The organism is Thalassotalea sp. PP2-459, from assembly GCF_001913705.1.
GTDB lineage: Bacteria > Pseudomonadota > Gammaproteobacteria > Enterobacterales > Alteromonadaceae > Thalassotalea_C > Thalassotalea_C hakodatensis.
In genome coordinates this window covers 1-23223 of the sequence record NZ_MKQD01000007.1, presented here as the reverse complement: position 1 = coordinate 23223, position 23223 = coordinate 1, and the positions used below count along the sequence as shown (strand labels likewise).

The window sequence follows — 23223 nt, the reverse complement described above, 5'->3', positions numbered from 1 at the left end:
GAAAAGGAATCATCTATGTCAAATATGACCCCACGTGAAATTGTACATGAATTAGATAGCCATATTGTTGGTCAAGCAGATGCCAAAAGAGCCGTAGCGATTGCGTTAAGAAATCGTTGGCGTCGTATGCAGTTAAATGATGAGCTACGTCAAGAAGTTACACCCAAAAACATTCTAATGATTGGTCCAACTGGTGTTGGTAAAACAGAAATCGCACGACGTTTAGCTAAATTAGCCAATGCGCCTTTTATCAAAGTTGAAGCAACAAAGTTCACTGAAGTTGGTTACGTAGGTAAAGAAGTAGAAACGATCATTCGCGACCTTGCTGACATGGCATTCAAAATGACCAAAGAGCAAGAAATGGCAAGGGTGAAACACCTTGCAGAAGAACGCGCTGAAGAACGAATACTTGATGTGTTAATACCTAACCCTCGCGATACTTACGGTAATGATGAATCTTCAGAGAATACTGCAACACGACAGGTATTTAGGAAAAAGTTACGTGAAGGCAAGTTAGACGATAAAGAAATTGAATTAGAACTTGCTGCACCACAAATGGGCGTTGAAATTATGGCACCTCCCGGCATGGAAGACATGACTTCACAGCTGCAAAATATGTTTCAGAATTTATCGCCAGAAAAAACCAATAAACGTAAATTAAAAATTAAAGATGCTTTTAAGTCGTTACAAGAAGAAGAGGCAGCTAAAATTGTTGATCAAGAAGACATCAAGGTAAAAGCCCTTGAAGCCGTGGAACAAAACGGTATTGTTTTTGTTGACGAGATAGACAAAATTTGTAAACGCGGTGATAGCTCAGGACCAGATGTGTCACGCGAAGGTGTACAACGTGATTTACTGCCATTAGTTGAGGGTTCTACAGTATCGACAAAGCACGGTATGGTAAAAACTGATCATATCTTGTTTATTGCATCAGGTGCTTTCCAAATGGCAAAGCCTTCTGATTTAATACCAGAATTACAAGGCCGTTTACCTATACGGGTGGAGTTACAAGCGTTAACCACTGAAGATTTTGTCAGAATTTTAACCGAACCGAGTGCCTCATTAACCGAGCAATATACAGCATTGTTAGCCACTGAAGGCGTCGACTTATCATTCAGCGAAGACGGCATTCAAGCGATTGCAAAAGCGGCATGGCAAGTAAATGAAAGCACTGAAAATATTGGCGCGCGTCGTTTACATACCATGTTGGAACGCCTAACAGAAGAGCTGTCATTTTCTGCTAATGACCGTAGTGGCGAAGCCGTTGTTATTGATGAAGCTTACGTAAACAAAACATTGAATAATGTCATACAGGATGAAGATTTAAGTCGCTTTATTTTATAACTCATATTGCATAAATAACAAAAGCCATCGAAATATTTCGATGGCTTTTTCGTCTATGCGATTAAAATAAAGTGAAAAACCAATTACACACTAAACTGATTAACTTCTTTATCAAGTACTTGCGCTTGTTGTGATACCTCTTCACTCATTTGTGCATTTTGGGTAGCCGCTTGGCCAGCCTCTTCTGCAACATCGCGGATCATAACAACGTGCTCATTAACTTCTTGAGCAACGGTACTTTGTTGCTGAATAGCACTTGCAATGGCTGTATTCATATCCATAATCGTTGAAACATCTTGAGTAATCTCTACTAGCATTTTACCCGCTGATGCTGCTTGTTCTGCACTTTCTTGTCCTTGCGTTCTACATGCAGCCATATGAGTTACAATATCTTTTGTACGCATTTGCAGCGAATTTATTATTGTTTCAATTTCTTGTGTTGAATCTTGCGTTCGACTCGCTAACGTTCTTACTTCATCAGCTACTACAGCAAAGCCTCTCCCTTGCTCGCCTGCGCGAGCGGCCTCGATAGCTGCATTTAACGCGAGTAAGTTTGTTTGCTCAGCAATGCCACGAATAACATCTAATACCGAACCTATCGTATCACTGTCTTTGGCTAGTTCTTTGACGACATTTTCTGACTCTAATAATGTATCAGATAAATGATCTATTTGACCTATGGTCGAATCGACACCTGTTTTTCCGGCTTGAGCATTTTCGTGAGTAGTTTCGGCTTTGTCAGCGGCCTCATGAGTATTTTTTGCGATCTCTTCCACTGTTGCAACCATTTCTGTTACCGCAGTTGCCACTAAGTCCGTTTGTTGTACTTGCGTATCAACACCTTCATTCGCCCGATGAATATTTTCAGACAAACTACGAGTTGCCGTATTAACAGTACTAACAGAGTGATTCACTTCTACTATTAAATTTCTGAAACTGGCGATCATAGTGTTGAATACCCGAGCAACTTCTGAAAGTTCATCTTTATCTTTGGTTTCTACAATAATGGAAAGATCTTTCGTTTCAGCGACACGGTTCATGGTATTTTTCAGATTGTTTACACCATCTAAAATAGACTTACTCATGTAATATGTGAACGCAACCGCAATCACAAGAACAAAAGAAAAAACAGCCACCGCCACTTTACCCACAAAATCAGTATGTTGATCTACCAATGCTTTACTGGTATTGAGTAATGATAATAAGTTTTCATCAACTTTATGTACCGCTGTTCTCATTTTACCCATTAGCCCTAAATCAGCCTTAAAGCCTAACTCACGTTGTGCGTCAGTTAATGATGTAAAAGACAATTGATATTCAGCTAGGCTATCAACAATTTTTGCACGTGTCTCTGCGGGAAGCTCACTCGCATTAACATAATTAACAAATGCCTGAGCATTATTATTCCAACGCGTTATGTATTTATCATCTAAACGCAGCATGAAGTCTTTTTCATTACGGCGTAATTGCAACATCATACTCAACATTTGATGGTCTTTATCCCCTATCAAGGTTTCAACATGATGAACCGCAGCGCGCAACTTACCATACAATCCATCTTTCGGATTAAGCCCTATACGTTGCTGAGCCTCAAGCATATTGGTGAAATGTTGTTCATAATCCGCCATAACACGGCGCATACTACCAATTTCAGGCGGGTTCTCTTCTATTAAAGACTGTTCGAGCTGATTAATATCACTCACGAGTTTCTGATAAGTATTTTCAAATTTTTCTTTATATTTTAAATCTTTACGGGCAAGAAAATCCTTCTCATGGCGTCGTAGTTGTAAAACGGATACCTCAATATTTCCGATAGTTCTGGCAACTGTTATATCTTTTTCTAAAGATGACTCGGTATACGAAATTAACAGCAGCATAAAAACCATTGCTAAGCCAAGTATTGTGGTATTGGCGATTAGCTTATGTTTGATCAACATATATACAACCCTTTAATGATAAAACTTGTTCAAGGTAAGTATAGACTCTATCGGCAAAAGAGAGAGAAATGTAAGCGCTTTTTTTATAATTATGTACAATTTTATTCGCGACGAGAAAGTTGACTGACTAGTTTTTCTTCTGTCAACGGACGATTGATATAGAAACCTTGCACTGCATCACAGCCAAGTTTTCTTAAGAGGGCAAGTTGATCTTGATTCTCAACCCCTTCTGCCAATACACGTTTACCTAAACCATGAGACAATTTGATCATCGACTTAACAATAGTTAAGTCAGAGTCATTGCGAGCGAAATCGGTAATAAAGCTACGATCTATTTTTATTTTGTCTATCGGCAGATCACGCAAATAAGACAAAGAGGAATAACCTGTACCAAAGTCATCAATAGAAACTTTAATCCCCATATTTTGCAGCGTGACAATGGTATCCATCGCAGACTCTATATCTGTGATCACAACATTTTCAGTGATTTCTAACTCAAGATACTTTGAAGGAACCTGATATTTAACCAGCAACCCTTGTATTTTTGATACTAAGGCAGGGTCTTGGAACTCAGCCGCACTAACATTAACAGCAATGGTTAAACGTCGTTTAAAGCTTTGATACCAGTTAGCTAGTTTTTGACAAGCAAGCTCTAACACATAACCATCGAGTACACTATTCAGGCCAAGAGCCTCAAAATCTGGCAAAAAGCTATCGGGCTGCAATAACCCCTTTTCAGGATGTTGCCAACGTACGAGCGCTTCCACGCCTTCAATGCGGTTAGAAACTAAATTTAATTGTGGTTGAAAATACAATACAAACTGTTTTCGCTGTATTCCTAATCTAATCGCTTTCTCTGCCGCAGGTAAATGGCTACCATCTGCTTGCATACCAGCAGAATAACGTAAGCTTGGAATATTTTTATTTTCTGCGCGAAACAGCGCTAAATTGGCTTTATGCAATAAGTTTTCTGCTTCATCGCCGTCACTAGGCGCTAAGCAGTAGCCAACACTCGCTTGAAGGTGTATTTCTTGGTTGTTAACACGATAAGCGCGAGAAATCACATCATGTAAATGTTGAGCCGCTTTTTCTAGTTGCCCTTCATCACCTATTTCAATCGCAAAAACAAAAGAGTCACCACTGATTCGACCAATCACTTGCGGTAATAACACACTTTGTTTTAAGCGCTTAGCAACCTTACCAAGCACTAAATCTCCTATTTTCAAACCGTAGGTATCATTAATAAATTTAAACCTTTTTAAATCAATTAAATAAATTGCCAGTTTGAGATTTTTATCGGTTGCTGTTGATATGGCTAATGGAATGTTTTCAATCACTTGTTCACGATTTAATGCACCAGTAAGCAAATCGTGTTTACCCATATATTTAGCACGATTTATCGCTACTTCCGCAGCACTTCTCTCAGCACCTTGCATCCATATCATCAAATTAACACCTAATAGGGTATAACAAGCAAAATCAAAATAACGAAAAATAAGCTCTATCTGAGCGAAATTATTTTCACGCAGCATCACCACAGTCAAAAATGAACAAATCAGATAACGGGCGCTAAACAGTAAGCAAATAACAACCATCACCTTCGCAGCTAAAAAACGTTTTTGACTATTCATCAATAAAATAGCAACAGCGAGAAACACCCCAGATAAAATGAAATCTAATAAGCTTACCCGTATATAAAAACGATTAAATGCAGCGTTTACGTCAAAAGCAAAAACAAAAGATGTCGCTAAAGAAAACGTAAGCACCAAACCGAGTAACCAACGTTGATGCTTAAAAATAATAGGAGACTTCTTGAGTGCGGCTAAAAACCCTAAGATAAAAAATAACGCGAATGTGTAAGCGCCAATTTGCGTAATAAACGCTATGATAACTTTAAGCCACGCTGTATCTGCAATATGTGGCGTGAAATTTTGACATGCTAGTGCTAGGTATTTTACCGCTAACCCCGTAAAAGCAAGCCCCCAATATTTCACAAAACCTTTATCAACATCCTTAAAATATTCATAAAGAAAAAATGCCAGCACGAATGAAGTACACATTTGAAACGTGTACAAAAAGCCTACCGTATATGTGCTCTCAGGCATCACTACACTATTACCTAATTTATCTTTACTTTGAATTAACGCATTAAATCGACTTTTACATTTGATTACAAGTGCAATTTCTGTTGTCGACTTGTTAAGTGTCGTAAGCCCTGTATACTAAACGCTAACGTAAGATCATTAACCACAAAAGGACTCACCCGTGGAATACAACACCTCAGAATTATGTAATTTGTATGCCGATGTAATTGACGTAGTAGAACCTCTATTTTGTAATTACGGTGGTAGAAGTTCTTTTGGAGGTCAAGTAGTTACAGTTAAGTGTTTTGAAACAAATGGCTTAATTTCACAGATGGTTGAAACGGATGGCACCGGCAAAGTATTAGTGATTGATGGTGGCGGTTCCACACGACGTGCACTGATCGATGGCTATATCGCTGAAGCTGCTGCAAAAAACAACTGGGAAGGTATTGTGTGTTTTGGTAGTGTGAGAGATGTCGACTTATTAGAAGATATCGACTTAGGTATTCAAGGTTTAGTTGCAATACCTGTCGGTGCAAGCGACGAAGCGCATGGCGAAACAGATCTGCCAATCAATTTTGGCAGTGTTACATTTTTACCCGATGATCATATATATGCCGACAATACCGGTATCATTTTATCGCCTGATCCTCTGGATATAGAGTAATGTCAATTTAATTGATACTAACTAACCCAGCTGTTTGGCTTTGTTTTGCCAGCTAACACACCAATCTATAATTTGTTCTTTTTGTAAACCAGGGTGAATAATGTTTCCTTGAGCGGTATCTCCACCAATAGCGACAAAATTTTCTTTCAATGATAATTTATCGATACCTTTCCCTACTACTGAAATGTCCATTTTCCTGATCAAATTTATCAACGCATTCACTATCGTTTTATCAACCCGATAACCTGCTATATCATCAATATGACTGCAATCAATTTTCACTTGATAAACTGATGCTCGACGTAAATACTTTAACGCTTCATAGCTGCCTGAAAATTCATCTACTGAAATGTTAGCACCGAGCGCCTTTAATTGATCTATCATCATGCGCGCTCTGTAGGCATTACTCAGTAATACCTTTTCGTGTAACTCGACAATAAGCTGGTTTAACGGTATGTCATTTTGTTCTGCTTGCAGTGCAATAAAGTCAGCAAGTTCAGTTTCTAATAACGCACCACTACTTAAGTTCACCGAAACCGTCGCCGTTATACCATTCGCTTTGGTTAATGCGAGGATTTCAAAGGCATCGCTAAATAACATTTTAGTCAATGGATATAATACGTTGCTATATGATGCTAATTGTTCAAACTCTGCTTGTGATAACTTTTCATCAACATGTTTACGCCAATCAAGTTTCATCTCAAAACCGATGATTTTATCTTGAATGAAAGATACTTGTGGCTGAATAAGTGATGTTAACTCACCTCGTTGATGACATTGGCGTAATTTTTCCATAAGAGCAAGTTGACGTTTGCTATGTATAGCATGACCTGTTTCATAATAGCGGAACGTTTCCCCCGTGCGTTCAGCAAGTGATAGTGCATCGCACGCATCTGTCATCATACTTGAGGCATGATGCTGCGAGTTGCCAGAACAAATACCTAGCATTAATTCAAAATTTAACGAGCAACTTTTCACACTTATCGCTTTAGGCACAATATTAATTAATGTTTGACATAAATCTTCAAGAACTATTTTTTCAGGATGTTGAAAAGCACTTTTATCAACAAGCACAGCAAATTCTAACCCTTGTAAACGACACAATTTTATTTGCTCATTTTGATCATTCCCCAAATTGATTAATAGCGCTTTATCTTGCAAACCTTGCTGCATTTTATAAGCAAATTGAAGTAGTATTAGATCAGAGTTTTGGTGGCCAAGCACATCATTCACTTGATCAAAATTTACCGGTTTAAAAACGATAACCGCGATATTATTTGCGCCTTTTTCTTTTATTACGTTTTTAAGCACTGTTAAGCCACGCTGCATCACAGGTAAATTAGTAACCGCATCTCGAGCAAAAGTCTGTGTAGTAGCTAAGTGTTTTGTTTGACGAATTTGACGCCTTTTGCCGTAGGTTATGAGTTGCATTAACAATAATGCGAGTAGTGCTCCGACGACTAAAGCAATAATAAGATGAAAAAACTGGAAAGTAGCAACGAACAAACTGTCTGCTGCAAAGGCATAAGGCGCTAAAGTAAGCATCATTAACAGCAAAATAAAACGATTAGCAATCATCACCATAAACACCTTTCAACAGCAAGCCGGAGCAAAAGTAAGCTTAACAATACTAATCGTTGTATTATTAGTACGCAAATTAGCGAGAAAGAACAGTATTCCCCGCTTTTACAAGTAATGTCAAAGGGTTTACACCATATTGATAACAAAGCTCTGCAGGTTGCTGAATATTCCACATCGCTATATCCGCATCATAGCCAACTTCAAGCTTCCCCTTCGAGTCAGCAATGCCAAGCGCATTTGCACCATTGCATGTCACTCCAGCAAGCGCTTCACTTGGTGTTAAACGAAACAATGTACAAGCCATATGTAACATTAATTGCAGAGAATTTATGGGTGATGAGCCTGGATTTGCGTCTGTCGCTATTGCCATAGGCACATTATATTTACGCAGTAAATCTATCGGTGGTTGTTGAGTTTCTCTTAAAAAATAAAATGCCCCCGGCAGTAACACGGCGGTCATTCCACTTTCCTTCATGGCTTTGATGCCCTGCTCGTCTAAGTATTCAATATGATCAGCTGATAACGCATGAAAACTTGCTGCTAATTCAGTGCCACCTAAATTCGAAAGCTGTTCTGCATGTATTTTTACGGGTAAATTCGCCTGTTTAGCAGCCTGAAAAACCTTTTCAGTTTGCACTTTAGAAAAACCAATATGTTCACAAAACACATCCACAGCATCAGCGAGCTTTTCTTGTGAAACTTTCGGCAGCATCTCTTTGCAAACAAGTTCAACATATTCATCAGGCATGTTTTTATATTCAACAGGTAACGCATGAGCGCCAAGAAACGTGCGTTTTACGGTAACAGGTAAATGCTTCGCAAGCGCTGTAGCCACCCTTAGCATTTTTATTTCATTTTCAGTATCTAAACCATAACCCGATTTGATTTCGACGGTGGTGACACCTTCGTTATGTAGTGCTTTTAGTCGGGGTAATGCACTATTAAGCAATTGTTCTTCAGAAGCTATTCTTGTTGCAGATACGGTAGAAACAATACCACCGCCAGCATTAGCAATTTGTTCATAACTCGCGCCTTGTAAGCGCATTTCAAATTCATTGGCACGGTTTCCGCCGTAAACCAAGTGAGTATGACAGTCTATTAACCCTGGCGTTAACCATTGATCATGGCCATCGATGACATCTACATTATTGACGTCATAAGCAGGTAAGCTTTCCATCGTACCAAGCCATGCAATTTTCCCTTGTGCGATCGCCAAAGCTGCATTTTTTATTTCGCCATAGTTTTCGCCACCTTGTGACATCGTGGCAATATTTACATGGATAAAAAGGGTTTGCCAACTCGCAACATTAAAGCTCATAACATTCTCAACAATACATTTTTAATTGTCGCAACTCTAACGAATAAACAAAGACATTGCAAACTTGTATATACAACTATTGACCCATTCAATAAAACATGAGATTGTATATACAAGATATAGTTCTACTATTAATTTACAGTGTTTAGGTGAAGCCATCATGAGTCAAGCAAAAGCCGCTAAGTTTACCGTCATAAAAGAGCATATCTGCCAAAATATTGAATCAGGTGTTTGGCAGCAACATAGCAAAGTTCCTTCAGAAAATGAACTTGCTGAGCAATTTTCAGTGAGTCGTATGACCGCAAGAAGAGCTTTACAAGAACTTACGGAACAAGGTTTGTTAGTACGTACTCAAGGTGCGGGTACTTTTGTTGCGACATTTAAATCACAATCATCTGTGTTAGAAATTAGGAATATCGCTGATGAAATAGGCGAACGTGGACACGAACATCAGGCAATGCAACTTCAATTAACCACCGTTGATGTAACCGAAGAACTTGCAATACTGCTAGGCATGAAACAAGGAGAACGTGCATTCTATTCTGAAGTGTTACATCTTGAAAATAAACAACCTATTCAACTCGAACAACGGTTTGTTAACCCACGATTAGTGCCTGAATACTTATTGCAAGACTTCGCTAACATTACACCACATGAATATTTATCAAATGAAGCGCCTTTAACAGAGGCAACACACGAAATAGAAGCAGTACTTGCTGCACCAGAAAACTGCACATTACTCGAAATAGCACCAAGCACCCCTTGCTTACAAGTAAAGCGTCGTACTTGGTCAAGTCAAGGCGTAGTTAGCTTAGCAACATTAACGGCACCTGGTGATAAATATCGCCTTGGCAGCCATTTAACTTTTTAACGCACTCAATCGTTTGGAAAAAACCATGACTATCGACAATAGATTAGATACTACTCGAAAAATTCGTGCTGCACGTGGCAGTGAAATAACCGCAAAAAGCTGGTTAACTGAAGCAGCAAAACGCATGCTAATGAATAACTTAGATGATGAAGTTGCCGAACATCCACAATCATTAGTTGTGTATGGTGGAATTGGCCGCGCTGCTCGTGATTGGCAATGTTATGACAAAATTGTAGAAACGTTAGACCGCCTTGAAGATGATGAAACCTTACTGGTGCAATCTGGCAAACCAGTCGGTGTTTTTCGCACCCATGCTGATGCACCTAGAGTGCTTATTGCAAACTCGAATCTTGTACCTAATTGGGGCAATTGGGAGCACTTCAATGAGTTAGATAAACAAGGCTTGATGATGTATGGCCAGATGACCGCTGGTTCATGGATTTACATCGGCTCTCAAGGGATTGTTCAAGGAACCTATGAAACCTTTGTTGCGATGGCTAAACAGCACTTTAATGGTGATGCAACCGGGAAATGGGTATTAACTGGTGGTTTAGGTGGCATGGGTGGTGCACAACCGCTTGCTGCAACCATGGCTGGTTTTTCCGCGCTTGTTGTTGAATGTGATGAATCACGCATCGACTTCCGCTTGAATACTCGATATGTTGATGTAAAAGCAACAGACTTAGATGAAGCATTGTCGATCATCAATAACGCTTGTGCAAAAGGCGAAGCAATCTCAGTAGGCTTAGTTGGTAATGCAGCAGACGTTTATCCTGAATTAGTTAAACGTGGCATTACCCCTGATGTTGTCACCGATCAAACATCTGCTCATGACCCACTAAATGGCTATCTTCCACAAGGTTGGAGCATGGAATATGCCGCTGAAATGCGTCAAAAAGATGAAGCAGCCGTTGTAAAAGCGGCGAAATTATCGATGGCCGTTCAAGTACAAGCAATGTTAGCCATGCAATCTGCAGGTGCTGCGACTACCGATTACGGAAACAACATTCGTCAAATGGCACTTGAGGAAGGCGTCAAGAATGCTTTTGATTTTCCTGGTTTTGTACCAGCCTATATACGACCTTTATTCTGTGAAGGTATTGGCCCATTCCGTTGGGTTGCATTATCTGGTGATCCTGAAGATATTTACAAAACAGATCAAAAAGTAAAAGAATTAATTCCCAATGACCCTCATTTACATAACTGGCTGGATATGGCGCGAGAGCGTATTGCTTTTCAAGGTTTGCCCGCTAGGATCTGCTGGGTTGGTTTGAAAGATCGCGCTCGTCTTGCTGTTGCTTTCAATGAAATGGTAAAAAATGGTGAACTTAAAGCCCCTGTTGTTATTGGTCGAGATCACTTAGATTCAGGCTCTGTTGCATCTCCAAATCGTGAAACAGAGAGTATGATGGACGGTTCAGATGCCGTTTCAGACTGGCCATTATTAAACGCATTATTATCCACTTCGGGGGGCGCTACTTGGGTAAGTTTACATCATGGTGGTGGTGTAGGCATGGGCTTTAGCCAACATGCTGGTGTTGTTATCGTTGCTGACGGTACAGACGCAGCAGAAAAACGTATCGCTCGTGTTTTATGGAATGATCCTGGTACCGGTGTCATGCGTCATGCTGACGCTGGCTATGACATTGCGATAAATTGTGCAAAAGAACAAGGCCTAGATCTGCCCATGGTTGATGGCGCAAACGGTAAGAGAGGAGCTTAATCATGAATCAATTAACCATAGTGCCAGGCCAGCTAACATTAACAGCACTACGTGCAGTAAGCCGTTATGATGGTATTGAATATGCACTAGACGAAAGTGCCTTTGACAACATCAATAAAAGTGCCGCGGCAGTACAAGAAGTTATTGAGAAAAATCAAGTCGTATACGGTATCAACACTGGCTTTGGCTTGTTAGCAAATACCCGCATCAAAAAAGATGAGTTAGAACTTTTACAACGTTCTATTGTTTTATCTCATTCTGCCGGCTTTGGCGAATACATGGAAGATGCTACTGTTCGTTTAATGATGGTCTTGAAAATTAATTCATTAGCTCGTGGTTTTTCAGGCATTAGACTAGAGGTGATTCAAGCGTTAATTACGTTGTTAAATGCAGAAGTGTATCCTTGCGTTCCTAAAAAAGGTTCTGTTGGTGCCTCTGGAGACCTGGCACCATTGTCTCACATGGTGCTACCTTTATTAGGTGAAGGAGAAATGTCTTATCAAGATCAAGTAATTTCAGCTAAAGAAGGATTAGAAATTGCTGGTTTACAACCTATTACACTTGCAGCTAAAGAAGGTTTAGCGCTATTAAATGGCACACAAGCATCGACTACATTTGCTTTGGAAGGGTTATTTTTAGCGGAAGATTTATATGCTGCAGGTATAACGATTGGTTCAATGACCGTAGAAGCTGCACTGGGCTCTCGCGCCCCATTTGACGATAGAGTACATCAAGTGCGTGGGCAGCAAGGACAAATTGATGCGGCAACTGCATATCGTCACGTGTTAGGTGATGACTCTCAAATTGGTCAATCTCACTTTGAATGTGAAAAAGTGCAAGACCCATACTCTCTACGCTGCCAGCCACAGGTCATGGGCGCTTGTTTAACACAAATTCGCCAAGCTGCAGACGTATTGTTGGTGGAAGCAAATGGGGTGACTGACAACCCGCTAGTATTTGCTAATGAAGGTGACTTTATTTCTGCTGGCAACTTCCACGCAGAACCTGTTGCAATGGCAGCAGATAACTTAGCACTCGCTATTGCAGAAATTGGTTCGCTATCTGAACGCAGAATGGCATTATTAATTGATGCAAACTTAAGTAAGTTACCACCATTTTTAGTCGAAAATGGCGGGGTTAATTCTGGCTTTATGATCGCACAAGTTACCTCAGCGGCGCTTGCATCGGAAAACAAGTCACTTGCCCACCCGGCATCTGTTGATAGTTTGCCAACCTCTGCTAATCAAGAAGATCATGTATCAATGGCAGCTTTTGCCGGACGTCGACTTACAGATATGGCAGAAAACACCAATGGTGTACTTGCTGTTGAGTATCTTGCTGCCGCACAAGGCCTTGACTTTAGAGCACCACTGAAAAGCTCAACTGTTATCGAGCAAGCTAAAGCTATTTTACGTGAGTATGTCGCTTATTATGATAAAGACCGTTATTTTGCTCCGGATATTGCTGAAGCATCCGGTATTATTGCTGAAGCAGATTTAAACTCACTTATCCCTCAAGGGATGCTACCCAGCTTTTAAGTTGCTTTAAATAAAATGCAAAAACAAAAGCCGACAAATTGTCGGCTTTTTGGTATGAGTTGCAAACAATTTGTTGTAACCGACTATCACTTGTGTTCGCCCCTATTTTACGGTCGGTGTAACGTATATTCATAAACACTTGATATAGTGACACTTCGTTATCTTAGCTAAAAAAACAATAACGTTTAAATTACACTAGTGAAACATTTTTTTTACGTTATACTAGGGTTAATACCAATTCGCATAAATATTCGGTCATTCAGCGAGAATTAAACGCTTTAGAGGCACGGCGTTGATTGCAGAGAATGGTTATTCCCTTTTCAAAATCAACAACACAGGCTATGAAGCGTTTAAACTCGCCCTTTGGGAGCGTATTAGAGGCGACGATTTTCCAGCTAGAAAACAAGGAGTGAGTAGTGGAATATATTTTGTATTTTGAAACGTGGATTGTACTTGCAATTTTATTCTCTTGCCTTGAAATTTTTATACCTGGCGGAATTTTACTGAACCTTGGCATCGCCTCTTTACTTGTTGCCATTGGCGTACAACAAAACATTCTTGATACTTGGGTATTAACTCTCACCGCTTGGTTTATTAGCGCAACTGTGCTGCTGTTTGTGCTTTATTTTTTCACCGAAAAGTTCTTCAAAGGCGAGCAAACCATTGGCAACATTTATGAGGAACTCGATATCTATGGCAAAAAAGTTGTAGTGACCGAAAATATTGGCCCCGGTACACATGCCGGTAGAGTTTCGTTTCAAGGAACATATTGGACAGCACTAAGTGACGGTTCTGAAATTCCAGCTGGCTGCCAAGCCACTATCGTTTGCAAAGATAACATCTCTTTAGTTGTTGAACCAATTAAATAACGTCTAATTTTTAATTTTACTTCTACCTTAAAACCTGGAGGGTTTTTATGTTAGCCACGCTTACTTTCGCACTGCTTGCGTTACTTTTTATTGTGGTAAAGTTGGTGTTGATTGTACAAATGAAAGAAGTTTGTGTGATAGAACGCCTCGGAAAATTTCGTGCGGTTATGGAACCTGGAATCCATTTTCTTATTCCATTTATCGATCGTGTCGCTTACCGTCATGAAACACGCGAGCAAGTACTAGATATTCCTGCTCAAAGCTGTATTTCAAGAGATAACATTCAAATTAGTGTCGATGGCTTAGTGTATATTCAAGTAATGGATGGTGCAAAAGCAAGTTATGGTATTGAAGACTATAAGCGTGCCAGCATCAATTTAGCTCAAACCACCATGCGAAGTGAAATCGGTAAATTAAATTTAAGCCAAACCTTTTCAGAGCGTGATACGCTCAATGAAACCATTGTTCGTGAAATTGACAAAGCTTCTGATCCTTGGGGTATTAAAGTACTACGTTACGAACTAAGAAATATTACCCCGTCTGACAATGTTATTCATACCTTAGAAAAACAGATGGAAGCTGAACGACAAAAAAGAGCAGAAATCACCTTAGCGCTTGCTGAAAAAGAATCAACCATTAACTTATCCGAAGGTCAACGACAAGAGGCCATCAATTTATCGGAAGGTGACAAACAACGTCAAATAAACGAGGCACATGGGCGTGCAGAAGAAATTGAAATTTTAACCCAAGCGACGGCTGAAGGGATTTCATTAATTGCCAATGCGGCATCAAAACCCTGCGGTGATAAAGCGATTAGAATGCGCTTATTAGAACAATTTATTCAACAAACTGGTGATATATTGAAAACCGCCGATGTTTCCGTTTTACCTACCGAGCTTGCAAAACTTGAAGGTTTTTTTGAAGGTATGGATAAAGTGACGCAAAACGTACAAGGAGTGACGAAATGATCCCCAATAATATTTCACAATTAGATCTCATTGTACTAGGTATTTGGGCCGCTATTTTTTTATACTTAGCCTATAAATTTATTCAGGCTATTTGCTTAGTACCTACAAAATCAGCGTACGTGATTGAGCGATTAGGTAAATATCGCTGTACCCTTGAGGCAGGATTTCATGTTTTATTACCTTTTATTGACCGCGTTGCGTTTATACAAGATTTAAAAGAAGAAACCATAAATGTACCCCCTCAAGAATGCTTTTCAAAAGATGAAGTGAATGTCGAAGTTGATGGGGTTATCTATATACAGGTTACTGACCCTTTAAAAGCAAGTTACGGCATCACTGACTATCGTTTTGCTGCCATGCAGTTAGCTCAAACCACAACCCGTTCAGTCATTGGCACTTTAGATTTAGATCGTACCTTCGAAGAACGCGATATTATCAGTGCTAAAGTAGTCGAAGTATTAGATAAAGCCGGAGAACTCTGGGGAATACGCGTTCATCGTTATGAAATAAAAAACATTTCACCTCCATTAACGGTAACTAACGCGATGGAATTACAAGTGAATGCTGAACGTGAAAAACGCGCTATTTTAGCAAAAAGTTTGGGCGAAAAAGAAAGTAGAATAAATCGTTCTGAAGGTGAAATGACCGAAATGATCAATATTTCGGAAGGTGAGAAACAACGCAGAATTAACAGTGCGGAAGGTAAAGCCGCTGAAATTTTAGCGATTGCGACAGCAACGGGTAATGCCATTGAAAAAGTGGCTAAAGCGATAGAACAACCTGGTGGCGATCAAGCAATTCAAATGCAGTTGAACGAACAATACCTTAGTAAGCTGTCAGGTTTAAGCGATAAAAGTAGAAAGGTAATTCTACCTGCAAATTTATTAGACTTTGAACAGTGGCTTAAAACATTAGGTAGTAAACCCGTATAAACAGCTTAACCATTGCTCCTCAAGCCTACTTGGTGATAATTCATTACAGGTAGGCTTAAAAAACTAATAATAAAATTAATAGGCTTAACACGACTACTGACAATATTGGCCAAATATGATCAGAGTTTGTTTTTTCCATCTGAACGATTACTTTCCTTATATACCCCGTGATAAAATACACACCACCTCCTGATAGCGCCGTCAATAAATACACCAAAAGGGCTTTAAGGTTTAAGTTTTCTTGCCAATAAAAATGAAGCCCATTGCTATTTACCATGACTAAGTTAAATAAAAATACATGGAAAAATAAGCAAAGACTAAAAAAACACGTTTGTTTGGTTTTTGACATTAACACGTCCTATACATCATTCTGGGGAGTAGATAGCCAAGCGATCAGATCGTCATACCGATGTTGTACAGGTGATGTTTGACGTAACTTATTTGCTAAAACATATTTACCTAAATCAAGCTCAGATAATTGATCAAATACAGGAATTGGCCTTCCCGCTGATTTAGCAGCTACTTCATAAAAATGTTGTTTGGTAACCTGCATATCACTGACACAGTTATATATACCGCCAGGTAATTGCTGTGTGATAAAAGCAAATATTTGCTCAACAACATCGAACTGATGCACTAAATTAACGTATGCATTTGGTGATTGTACCACTTTATCTTTAACAAAAAAGTTTCCTGGATTCCTTCCAGGGCCTACCAGCCCTGCACATCTCAGCACGACACTGTTATCACTAAACGAACAAACTTCCTGCTCAGCCTCCGATAAAATCGCTACCTTTTCAATATCAAGTTTTAATGGCGTGTCTTCATCAACTTCGCCAATGTACCCTTGATAAACTGCAGTCGTACTAATCAACACAACTTTTCGAACATGATTATTTTTCGATAATTTAACGATACTTTTGATATTTTCAGCATAATTCTTCTGACCGTGACGAAGTTTAGGGGGAATGCAAATGATTAAAACATCCTGATCAAAAACAGCGTAGTGATTAGTATCATCAGGTGTTAAAGGTAAACTTAACATATGACCATGCAAGCCGTTCGCTTTCACTTTTGTTAAACTTGTTTCACTTTGTGTTGTAACTAACACGTTAATTGACTTTTCTATACATTTTTTCGCTAACGCTAAGCCCAACCAGCCACAGCCGATAATCCCAACAGATGGTTTTTTTATATTGATAGCGTCTCGCTTATTAGCCATTGCTCGTTAATCTCACTTGTTTTTTGAACCGTTTATGATGGATACAACTTGCTTTGAAAGCTTATTTGGTACAGGAATTGATAAATTATATTGCAAAATTTTCCAACGTCCTTCACGTTTTACAATGATTCCTGATCCTCTACATTGACCATAAAATTCATTTTCTAATAACTCATCAAACATTGCGATTTTATTCGCTTCTATGATGGTAATATTTCTGTGTGTCGGCTGATAAAGCCAACCGTTTCCTTTATCAAAGTGTGGTTTTGCAAAGGCTTTAAAACTCGCTTTATCCCAACGCTCTGTCGCATCAGTACCAAGAAAAATACTGTCGTTAGCCAATAAAGCGAAATAGCTTGTAAAGTTAGCTTCACCCGCTGCTTTATGAAAATCATTTAGTACTTGCTCTATGCTTTGTTGAGCATAACTAAAGCACGAAATAAAAGAAAAAATTAACCAAAGACTTTTCATTGTTTCTTCACCACAACATATTTACCAGTAAATTGAGCCGCTAAGCTATCTCCTGTATATATACCCACTTCAACAATAAAACTTGTCTTACCTTTTTGCTCTTTTTGCAATGCATCACCTGAAGTATTCTCACGTTTAATCACCCCATTTGCTCCATCTGGAATCGGTTTATAATATTTGATTTTGCCATCTGCAAGTACAATATCACCTTGAATATTTTGTGCATTAATTTGTAGATAAACCCATCCCCAGCCGGTTAAAGTAGCTAAAGTATAAATACTGCCAGCAAACATTGTTTGATGAATATTCTTATTAATTGCAATATCACAATGTGTTAAAAAAGTATTACCATCATAAAAATCGGCTGTAATACCCATCACTTTACTTAGCGGTATGGTGTTATGCCATTTTTGCTGTAACGATTTAATCAATGAACATTGATTCTCTGGAATTTCAGCTAACTTTTTTTCCATCGAAAAATGTTGAATGTCATCGTAAAGTTTATGAGCGATGGATTTAGTTGTGTAGCCAATATTCTGATAAAACATTAATGCATTTTCACGTGCATTCAAACAGATAGTATGCACACCGTGCGTTTTAGCTAGTTGCTCTAGCGCCAGCATTATTGTTTTGCCAAACCCCTTTCCTTGTTGATTATTGTCTGTCGCTACATAACGGATATGGCCAAGCCATTCGTTGTCAATATGCAGTCGACCAACAGCATAAACTTTACCTTGCTCATCAACTAGCATTCGATGGAAAGCTATCGCTTCTAGTTCATCTTGCTCGCTACCTTTAGGTTGTCGCCACGGAGATCTCAGCTCTTGCCAACGTAAAGAATAGTACTGTTTAAATTGTTCCTGCGTTTGAGGGGCGATACATGAAATCATTGTCTATGCTGTAATATAGAGTGTCGTTAATATAGTATTAAATGAAATTAGAATCACATTTACAACAAGGAAAAGTACGTTATTATCTAAATAACAACTTCTCGTTATCTATTGTAGAAAATTCACACTACCGTTGGTTGAACTTCGGACAAACCACACAAAGTATTATGTTAAAACGCAAACCTTTCGTTTTAACATTACCACACCAATATTTTATGATGTTGCCTTTACTTTTTATCATGCCTAAACGTGTAGTGGAATTTGGCTTAGGCGGTGGAAATTTATTACGTTTTCTGTCGCAAATATCGCCAAACAGTGTCATCGAAAGTATTGAGCAGAGTAATGAGGTGATAGAGTGCTTTCATCAGTATTTTAACCCTGATAATCATCCATATTTAATTCATCAACAACCTGCTAAACGATGGCTGTTGAATCATTCAACGTCAGCCACAAATTGGCTCATTTACGATATCTTTTCTTCACAAAAAAATGATGATGAATGGCCGTTAATTGACTCAATAATACGCCAATCAAATGAACAAAGTTGGATTACGTTAAACATTTCAAATCACTCAAATATTAAAATAAATGAAGTTTTACAGCAGCTCAATAAAATAAAACGAACACGTTCACTGATTTACTTTCAAGTACCATACTATAAAAACATTATTGTTCACTTGCACCCTAGTGATGCACACGAAATTGAAAATAAGCATATTCCTTCACGATACTTAAATCGTGCACGTAAACTTTGGTTACACCGTAGCTTAGATCGTTAATTGAAAAGTAACAGGTCCGTCGTTAAGCAAACTAACTTTCATGTCTGCGCCAAAAATGCCAGTTGGTACACGAAAACCTTTGTCTCGTAGTCGCTGACAAAAATATTGATATAATGTGTTACTAAATTCAGGCGCTGCTGCACCTGTAAAGCTTGGACGCATACCTCTAGAGGTATCTGCCGCAAGAGTGAACTGAGATACCACTAAAATGTCCCCTTCTGCTTGGCCAACATTGAGGTTCATTTTTCCATTTTCATCTTCAAATACTCGGTAACCGGCCACACGCTCAGCAAGCCGAGCTGCTTTCATCTCGTTATCTTCTGGTTCGATCGCTAATAACACCAACAAACCTTTTTCTATTTTACCTACAGTGTTGTGATCAACGTCAACTGAAGCTTGGCTCACACGCTGAATTAATGCAATCATGATTACTTATCTCTTAAAAAATCTGCCATTACATCTGTTGCTTTACACATCGCGTCAATTGTCTGGCTTTCAAAACCGCTGTGCCCTGCTTGCGGTAAAATTTGCAAACGAGCACTAGGCCAATGTTCAACAAGTCTATGCGCTTGCTGAAGCTGGCAAACCATATCATAGCGGCCATGTATAACAATGGCAGGTATATTAGAGATTTTCTTAATATTTTCAATAATATGATTTTCTTTAATAAAGCTTTTTTGTTGAAAGTAATGCTGTGATATTTTCGCCATACAACAGGCCTGATGAAAGTCTTCAACGTGGGCAAGACCTAATGGAGGATACTCAATACTTGAAAGCCTCAGCTCCCATAAATACCAGGCTTTACAGGCTGCGCTTATCGCTAATTCATTATCACTCGCGAAAATATCTCCATACCCTTTAATAGGATCTAACTTTTGAGTTTCATCTAAAGGTGATAAGAAATCTTGATAATAGTCAGGAAAAAAACCTTGCACACCATCGGGTTGATACAACCAGTTATATTCTTGCTGAGTTGCTAAGAACACACCTCGTAATATAAAACCTAAGACACGTTGAGGATGTTCAATGCCATATAATAAAGCCAGAGTCGTTCCCCAAGAACCACCAACCACTAACCATTGTTCTATCTTTAAATGTTGGCGAATAAATTCGATATCATCAATGAGTTTGTTAGAGGTATTATTCTCAATGTCAGCCGCAGGTGTAGATTGACCACAGCCTCGTTGATCAAAACTTATATAGTGATATTTTTCAGGATCAAAATATCGCCGATGATTCTCACTTGTGCCGCCACCAGGCCCACCATGCAAGTAAAGAACAGGGATCCCTTCTGCGTTACCTGCTTGTTCTAGGTAAATTTGATGTTGATCACCTACATCAACAAACTCAGTATGAAATGGAGATATTTTTGGGTTTAATATTCTAGTCACTTTCTATTGCTCCTCTGCGGCAGATTCTGTTTTAAAATCTTGCAAACACACAGTAAAAATTGCACCAAACAGCACAATAAGCCAAGACAAGTAAACCCATAAAAACAATATAGGTATTGTTGCTAAAGCCCCATAGATAGCTTGATAGGAAGGAAGTTGTGTAACATAGAAAGCAAACCCTTTCTTTGCAATTTCAAATAGTATTGCCGCAAGTGTTGCACCAGATATTGCATATTTAAAAGGAATATATTTATTTGGGATCACTAAATAAATGATCAGAAAAGCCGCGACCGATGTAAGTAATGGCACTAAACGCATTAAAATATGATCAAGTCCAAACAGTTCATAGCCATCTAATGACATAAATGAAACGACATAAGATGTTGCAGCAATACTACTACCAACCAGAACAGGGCCTAATGTTAATACCATCCAATACATCGAAAAAGCAGTGATCAAACGTCTTTTTTTAGTCACTCGCCATAGTTTATTCAATGTTTTATCAATAGCTGAAATCAACATCAGAGCAAACACAAATAAGAAGGTAATTGCCACTGCTGACATTTTAGAAGCATTCGTTGCAAATCCAGTAATGTGCTCTCTCACAACATCACCGGCAGCAGGTAAGAAATTTTGATAGACAAAATTTTCAATAAGAATTTTAATTTCACTAAAAATTGGAAATGCCGTCATCACAGATAACATAACGACCACTAATGGCACCAATGACATTAAAGTGACATAGGCTAAATAGCCAGCATTGACATGAATTTGTTCAACGAACAAACGTTTAACAAAAAACACGATAAATTGGCTTATAGAGACCCATTGTTGAGAATTTACAATTTTATTTACAAAGCTCATATTGCATAATTAGTGACATCGTTTAATGATAGAGTATATGATGGTTTACTGATGAAAGCCTACCATAGCTTTACTGTAGTTTAAAAATACAAAAGGAGAAATTATGTCTAGTCAAGGTTCTGGTGGTAATGTATTAGCCGCTATCTGTAGTTTTTTTATCGCAGGCTTGGGTCAATTAGTACAAGGGAGAATACTTGCAGCGATTATTTTTTTCTTGCTCACGTGGGTAAATTACTCTCTAGCGGCAACAGGAATTTTATTTTTTATGGCGATACCAGGATTTATTTTTCACGTATGGGCAATTATTGATGCCGCTAAATTTAGAAGCTAATTATCATGTTCTGTAATAAATCTATTAAATTGATGGGAATAATATCGCTGTTTATTCTCGTCGGTTGTCAATCCGCCTATTATTCTGCGATGGAAAAAGTCGGTACACATAAACGTGACATTCTCATTGATCGCGTAGAAAAAGCGACAGACTCGCAGGAAGAGGCTAAACAAGAGTTTCAAGATGCACTTGAGCAATTTACCAAGTTGATGAATTTTGAAGGTGGCGAGCTACAATCACACTATGAACGTAGTAAAGATCATTATGAATCAAGTAAAGAAGCTGCAGAGGATGTTGCCGAACGCATTTCACTCATTGAAGATGTGGCTCAGGCACTCTTTGATGAATGGCAAGATGAGATAGAACAATTTTCTAATCAGCAGTACAAACAACAAAGCCAAGCGCAACTTCGTGACACAGAACGTCGTTATAAGAATGTTATCCGAGCAATGCATCGTGCCAAAGATAAAATGCAACCGGTTTTATCTGCTTTACAAGACAACATGTTATATTTGAAACATAACTTAAACGCTAAAGCAATTGGTTCATTAAACGCTGAATATACGAGTATCAAACAAAATGTTGCTCAATTAATAGAACAAATGAATCGTTCAATTGATGATTCTCAAGCATTTATTGAGACATTAAAAACAGAGTAAATTAATTTACTCTGTTTCTTATCGTTAATCTTTCTTCACTCGCGAGATCATTATCTGGATCAAAATGATGATTTATCGAGGCTAGCAGCTCAGATAACTCTTTCACTTGCTCACTTCCTGCTTGCCCATCCCTAAAGAGTTGGCTTAGTGAATGCAGCTTTTTAAGTTGCTCAGGAGACATCTTTAATTCCTTTTATCGTTATTGTTATGATAATTCTCTTATCCAATTGCTACTTTTATATGTTCATGTCTAATAGCCGTAGCTTTTGGCTTATCACGTCCATCATCAATAAACGCTTGATAAAGCCGATTCAGTTCTTTACGCTCCAGTAAGTTTGCTTGGTTAGACATCGCTTTTTCAAAAAGCACATTTAACCTGTTTATGTTATTTCTTTCCATTACTACACCCCTGCTAACCACTCCATAGCATTCAAGTTCAGGTATTTACTATGGAAATAAGTGTAGCAGTGAATGAGCATTCAGCCAGCGAGTATTAATATCCTTAAGTTATCAGAAAACACAAACCAAGATTCAAAAAAAAGAAAAACCTATTAAAATTAAAAGGTTAAAAAGCACTACTGGATATATATGATAGAGAATAATCAAAATGCTGACAGCAGCTTGAGATATATCTCACAAAACCTACTGCTTTGGATTACCTTATACCAATTCGCATAAATATTCGGTCACTCAGCGAGAATTAAACGCTTTAGAGGCACGGCGTTGATTGCAGAGAATGGTTATTCAGGAGAACGTGCTCCTGCGTTCTCTAATAAGCTACATC

The 23223-nt window shown here is 38.6% G+C and carries 24 protein-coding genes; 11 read left to right on the top strand and 13 right to left on the bottom strand.

The genetic code is table 11. From position 1 onward, the window contains the following. Window positions 1-15: 15 nt before the first annotated feature. Window positions 16-1344, top strand: coding sequence for an ATP-dependent protease ATPase subunit HslU (hslU, locus tag BI291_RS00305; protein WP_074495243.1), 1329 nt, complete (start codon window positions 16-18; stop codon window positions 1342-1344). Between the two features lie 83 nt (window positions 1345-1427). Here the strand turns inward: hslU and BI291_RS18370 are convergent, their stop codons facing one another. Beyond that, window positions 1428-3281, bottom strand: coding sequence for a methyl-accepting chemotaxis protein (locus BI291_RS18370; protein WP_074495242.1), 1854 nt, complete (start codon window positions 3279-3281; stop codon window positions 1428-1430). Window positions 3282-3382: 101 nt separating this feature from the next. Continuing rightward, window positions 3383-5386: a bifunctional diguanylate cyclase/phosphodiesterase gene (locus BI291_RS00295; RefSeq protein WP_074495240.1), complete on the bottom strand. Its 2004-nt coding sequence runs from the start codon at window positions 5384-5386 to the stop codon at window positions 3383-3385. A gap of 160 nt (window positions 5387-5546) precedes the next feature. On the opposite strand from BI291_RS00295, the gene rraA reads away from it, so the two are divergent. Next, a complete protein-coding gene (gene rraA, locus BI291_RS00290; protein ID WP_074495237.1) occupies window positions 5547-6032 on the top strand; it encodes a ribonuclease E activity regulator RraA in 486 nt (161 codons plus the stop codon). A 21-nt stretch (window positions 6033-6053) separates the two neighbouring features. Here the strand turns inward: rraA and BI291_RS00285 are convergent, their stop codons facing one another. Continuing rightward, entirely contained in the window at window positions 6054-7610 is a 1557-nt protein-coding gene (locus tag BI291_RS00285; protein WP_175573056.1) for an EAL domain-containing protein, read from the bottom strand. Between the two features lie 79 nt (window positions 7611-7689). After that, window positions 7690-8931, bottom strand: coding sequence for an imidazolonepropionase (gene hutI, locus BI291_RS00280; RefSeq protein WP_074495232.1), 1242 nt, complete (start codon window positions 8929-8931; stop codon window positions 7690-7692). A gap of 160 nt (window positions 8932-9091) precedes the next feature. On the opposite strand from hutI, the gene hutC reads away from it, so the two are divergent. From hutC to BI291_RS00250, 6 genes are all read left to right on the top strand, one after another. Next, complete coding sequence (gene hutC, locus BI291_RS00275; protein WP_074495229.1) at window positions 9092-9802, top strand: histidine utilization repressor; 711 nt, start codon at window positions 9092-9094, stop codon at window positions 9800-9802. Between the two features lie 31 nt (window positions 9803-9833). Then, complete coding sequence (gene hutU, locus BI291_RS00270) at window positions 9834-11525, top strand: urocanate hydratase (protein WP_217693801.1); 1692 nt, start codon at window positions 9834-9836, stop codon at window positions 11523-11525. Between the two features lie 2 nt (window positions 11526-11527). Then, on the top strand, window positions 11528-13063 hold the full coding sequence (hutH, locus tag BI291_RS00265) for a histidine ammonia-lyase (RefSeq protein ID WP_074495224.1): 1536 nt from the start codon (window positions 11528-11530) through the stop codon (window positions 13061-13063). Window positions 13064-13479: 416 nt separating this feature from the next. Then, entirely contained in the window at window positions 13480-13932 is a 453-nt protein-coding gene (locus BI291_RS00260; protein ID WP_074495221.1) for an NfeD family protein, read from the top strand. Between the two features lie 47 nt (window positions 13933-13979). Beyond that, complete coding sequence (locus tag BI291_RS00255; protein ID WP_074495219.1) at window positions 13980-14900, top strand: SPFH domain-containing protein; 921 nt, start codon at window positions 13980-13982, stop codon at window positions 14898-14900. Beyond that, the gene (locus tag BI291_RS00250) at window positions 14897-15832 is read left to right on the top strand and encodes an SPFH domain-containing protein (RefSeq protein WP_074495217.1); all 936 of its coding nucleotides are present in this window, start codon (window positions 14897-14899) and stop codon (window positions 15830-15832) included. Before BI291_RS00255 ends, BI291_RS00250 begins: the two co-directional genes overlap by 4 nt. Window positions 15833-15887: 55 nt before the next feature. On the opposite strand, the gene BI291_RS00245 is transcribed toward BI291_RS00250, so the two are convergent. From BI291_RS00245 to BI291_RS00230, 4 genes are read right to left on the bottom strand one after another with little or no spacing between them, the layout of a single operon-like run. Next, the gene (locus BI291_RS00245) at window positions 15888-16181 is read right to left on the bottom strand and encodes a hypothetical protein (RefSeq protein WP_074495214.1); all 294 of its coding nucleotides are present in this window, start codon (window positions 16179-16181) and stop codon (window positions 15888-15890) included. 9 nt (window positions 16182-16190) lie between these two features. Beyond that, window positions 16191-17054, bottom strand: a complete 864-nt coding sequence (locus BI291_RS00240; protein ID WP_074495212.1) for an NAD(P)-binding domain-containing protein — start codon at window positions 17052-17054, stop codon at window positions 16191-16193. Window positions 17055-17066: 12 nt separating this feature from the next. Beyond that, the gene (locus tag BI291_RS00235) at window positions 17067-17525 is read right to left on the bottom strand and encodes a nuclear transport factor 2 family protein (protein WP_074495209.1); all 459 of its coding nucleotides are present in this window, start codon (window positions 17523-17525) and stop codon (window positions 17067-17069) included. Further along, window positions 17522-18415 carry a bifunctional GNAT family N-acetyltransferase/hotdog fold thioesterase gene (locus tag BI291_RS00230; protein ID WP_074495207.1) on the bottom strand — a complete coding sequence of 298 codons (894 nt, stop codon included), beginning with the start codon at window positions 18413-18415 and terminating at the stop codon, window positions 17522-17524. The genes BI291_RS00235 and BI291_RS00230 overlap by 4 nt, the downstream gene beginning before the upstream one ends. A gap of 41 nt (window positions 18416-18456) precedes the next feature. On the opposite strand from BI291_RS00230, the gene BI291_RS00225 reads away from it, so the two are divergent. Beyond that, on the top strand, window positions 18457-19194 hold the full coding sequence (locus BI291_RS00225) for a hypothetical protein (protein WP_074495205.1): 738 nt from the start codon (window positions 18457-18459) through the stop codon (window positions 19192-19194). Here BI291_RS00225 and dtd read toward each other — a convergent pair. The 3 genes from dtd to BI291_RS00210 are packed head-to-tail and all read right to left on the bottom strand — an operon-like array spanning window position 19183 to window position 21449. After that, window positions 19183-19620, bottom strand: coding sequence for a D-aminoacyl-tRNA deacylase (gene dtd, locus BI291_RS00220; protein WP_074495202.1), 438 nt, complete (start codon window positions 19618-19620; stop codon window positions 19183-19185). The two genes, BI291_RS00225 and dtd, sit on opposite strands and share 12 nt — an antisense overlap. Before the next feature lie 2 nt (window positions 19621-19622). Continuing rightward, the gene (pip, locus tag BI291_RS00215) at window positions 19623-20585 is read right to left on the bottom strand and encodes a prolyl aminopeptidase (RefSeq protein WP_074495200.1); all 963 of its coding nucleotides are present in this window, start codon (window positions 20583-20585) and stop codon (window positions 19623-19625) included. A gap of 3 nt (window positions 20586-20588) precedes the next feature. Then, the gene (locus BI291_RS00210) at window positions 20589-21449 is read right to left on the bottom strand and encodes a virulence factor BrkB family protein (protein WP_074495197.1); all 861 of its coding nucleotides are present in this window, start codon (window positions 21447-21449) and stop codon (window positions 20589-20591) included. A 103-nt stretch (window positions 21450-21552) separates the two neighbouring features. On the opposite strand from BI291_RS00210, the gene BI291_RS00205 reads away from it, so the two are divergent. Both BI291_RS00205 and BI291_RS00200 read left to right on the top strand, forming a co-directional pair. Next, entirely contained in the window at window positions 21553-21780 is a 228-nt protein-coding gene (locus tag BI291_RS00205; protein WP_074495195.1) for a hypothetical protein, read from the top strand. A 5-nt stretch (window positions 21781-21785) separates the two neighbouring features. Further along, window positions 21786-22439, top strand: a complete 654-nt coding sequence (locus BI291_RS00200) for a DUF2959 domain-containing protein (RefSeq protein WP_074495194.1) — start codon at window positions 21786-21788, stop codon at window positions 22437-22439. A 1-nt stretch (window position 22440) separates the two neighbouring features. Here BI291_RS00200 and BI291_RS00195 read toward each other — a convergent pair whose 3' ends face one another. Both BI291_RS00195 and BI291_RS00190 read right to left on the bottom strand, forming a co-directional pair. Beyond that, entirely contained in the window at window positions 22441-22620 is a 180-nt protein-coding gene (locus tag BI291_RS00195) for a hypothetical protein (RefSeq protein ID WP_074495193.1), read from the bottom strand. 38 nt (window positions 22621-22658) lie between these two features. Then, window positions 22659-22838: a hypothetical protein gene (locus BI291_RS00190; protein ID WP_074495191.1), complete on the bottom strand. Its 180-nt coding sequence runs from the start codon at window positions 22836-22838 to the stop codon at window positions 22659-22661. Window positions 22839-23223: the final 385 nt, after the last annotated feature.

Coding starts and splice junctions, on each gene's coding strand:
- hslU (WP_074495243.1), top strand. CDS start 16: ATGTCAAATATGACCCCACGTGAAATTGTACATGAATTAGATAGCCAT.
- BI291_RS18370 (WP_074495242.1), bottom strand. CDS start 3,281: ATGTTGATCAAACATAAGCTAATCGCCAATACCACAATACTTGGCTTA.
- BI291_RS00295 (WP_074495240.1), bottom strand. CDS start 5,386: ATGCCTGAGAGCACATATACGGTAGGCTTTTTGTACACGTTTCAAATG.
- BI291_RS00285 (WP_175573056.1), bottom strand. CDS start 7,610: ATGATTGCTAATCGTTTTATTTTGCTGTTAATGATGCTTACTTTAGCG.
- hutI (WP_074495232.1), bottom strand. CDS start 8,931: ATGAGCTTTAATGTTGCGAGTTGGCAAACCCTTTTTATCCATGTAAAT.
- hutC (WP_074495229.1), top strand. CDS start 9,092: ATGAGTCAAGCAAAAGCCGCTAAGTTTACCGTCATAAAAGAGCATATC.
- hutH (WP_074495224.1), top strand. CDS start 11,528: ATGAATCAATTAACCATAGTGCCAGGCCAGCTAACATTAACAGCACTA.
- BI291_RS00255 (WP_074495219.1), top strand. CDS start 13,980: ATGTTAGCCACGCTTACTTTCGCACTGCTTGCGTTACTTTTTATTGTG.
- BI291_RS00250 (WP_074495217.1), top strand. CDS start 14,897: ATGATCCCCAATAATATTTCACAATTAGATCTCATTGTACTAGGTATT.
- BI291_RS00245 (WP_074495214.1), bottom strand. CDS start 16,181: ATGTCAAAAACCAAACAAACGTGTTTTTTTAGTCTTTGCTTATTTTTC.
- BI291_RS00240 (WP_074495212.1), bottom strand. CDS start 17,054: ATGGCTAATAAGCGAGACGCTATCAATATAAAAAAACCATCTGTTGGG.
- BI291_RS00235 (WP_074495209.1), bottom strand. CDS start 17,525: ATGAAAAGTCTTTGGTTAATTTTTTCTTTTATTTCGTGCTTTAGTTAT.
- BI291_RS00230 (WP_074495207.1), bottom strand. CDS start 18,415: ATGATTTCATGTATCGCCCCTCAAACGCAGGAACAATTTAAACAGTAC.
- BI291_RS00225 (WP_074495205.1), top strand. CDS start 18,457: ATGAAATTAGAATCACATTTACAACAAGGAAAAGTACGTTATTATCTA.
- dtd (WP_074495202.1), bottom strand. CDS start 19,620: ATGATTGCATTAATTCAGCGTGTGAGCCAAGCTTCAGTTGACGTTGAT.
- BI291_RS00210 (WP_074495197.1), bottom strand. CDS start 21,449: ATGAGCTTTGTAAATAAAATTGTAAATTCTCAACAATGGGTCTCTATA.
- BI291_RS00205 (WP_074495195.1), top strand. CDS start 21,553: ATGTCTAGTCAAGGTTCTGGTGGTAATGTATTAGCCGCTATCTGTAGT.
- BI291_RS00200 (WP_074495194.1), top strand. CDS start 21,786: ATGTTCTGTAATAAATCTATTAAATTGATGGGAATAATATCGCTGTTT.
- BI291_RS00195 (WP_074495193.1), bottom strand. CDS start 22,620: ATGTCTCCTGAGCAACTTAAAAAGCTGCATTCACTAAGCCAACTCTTT.
- BI291_RS00190 (WP_074495191.1), bottom strand. CDS start 22,838: ATGGAAAGAAATAACATAAACAGGTTAAATGTGCTTTTTGAAAAAGCG.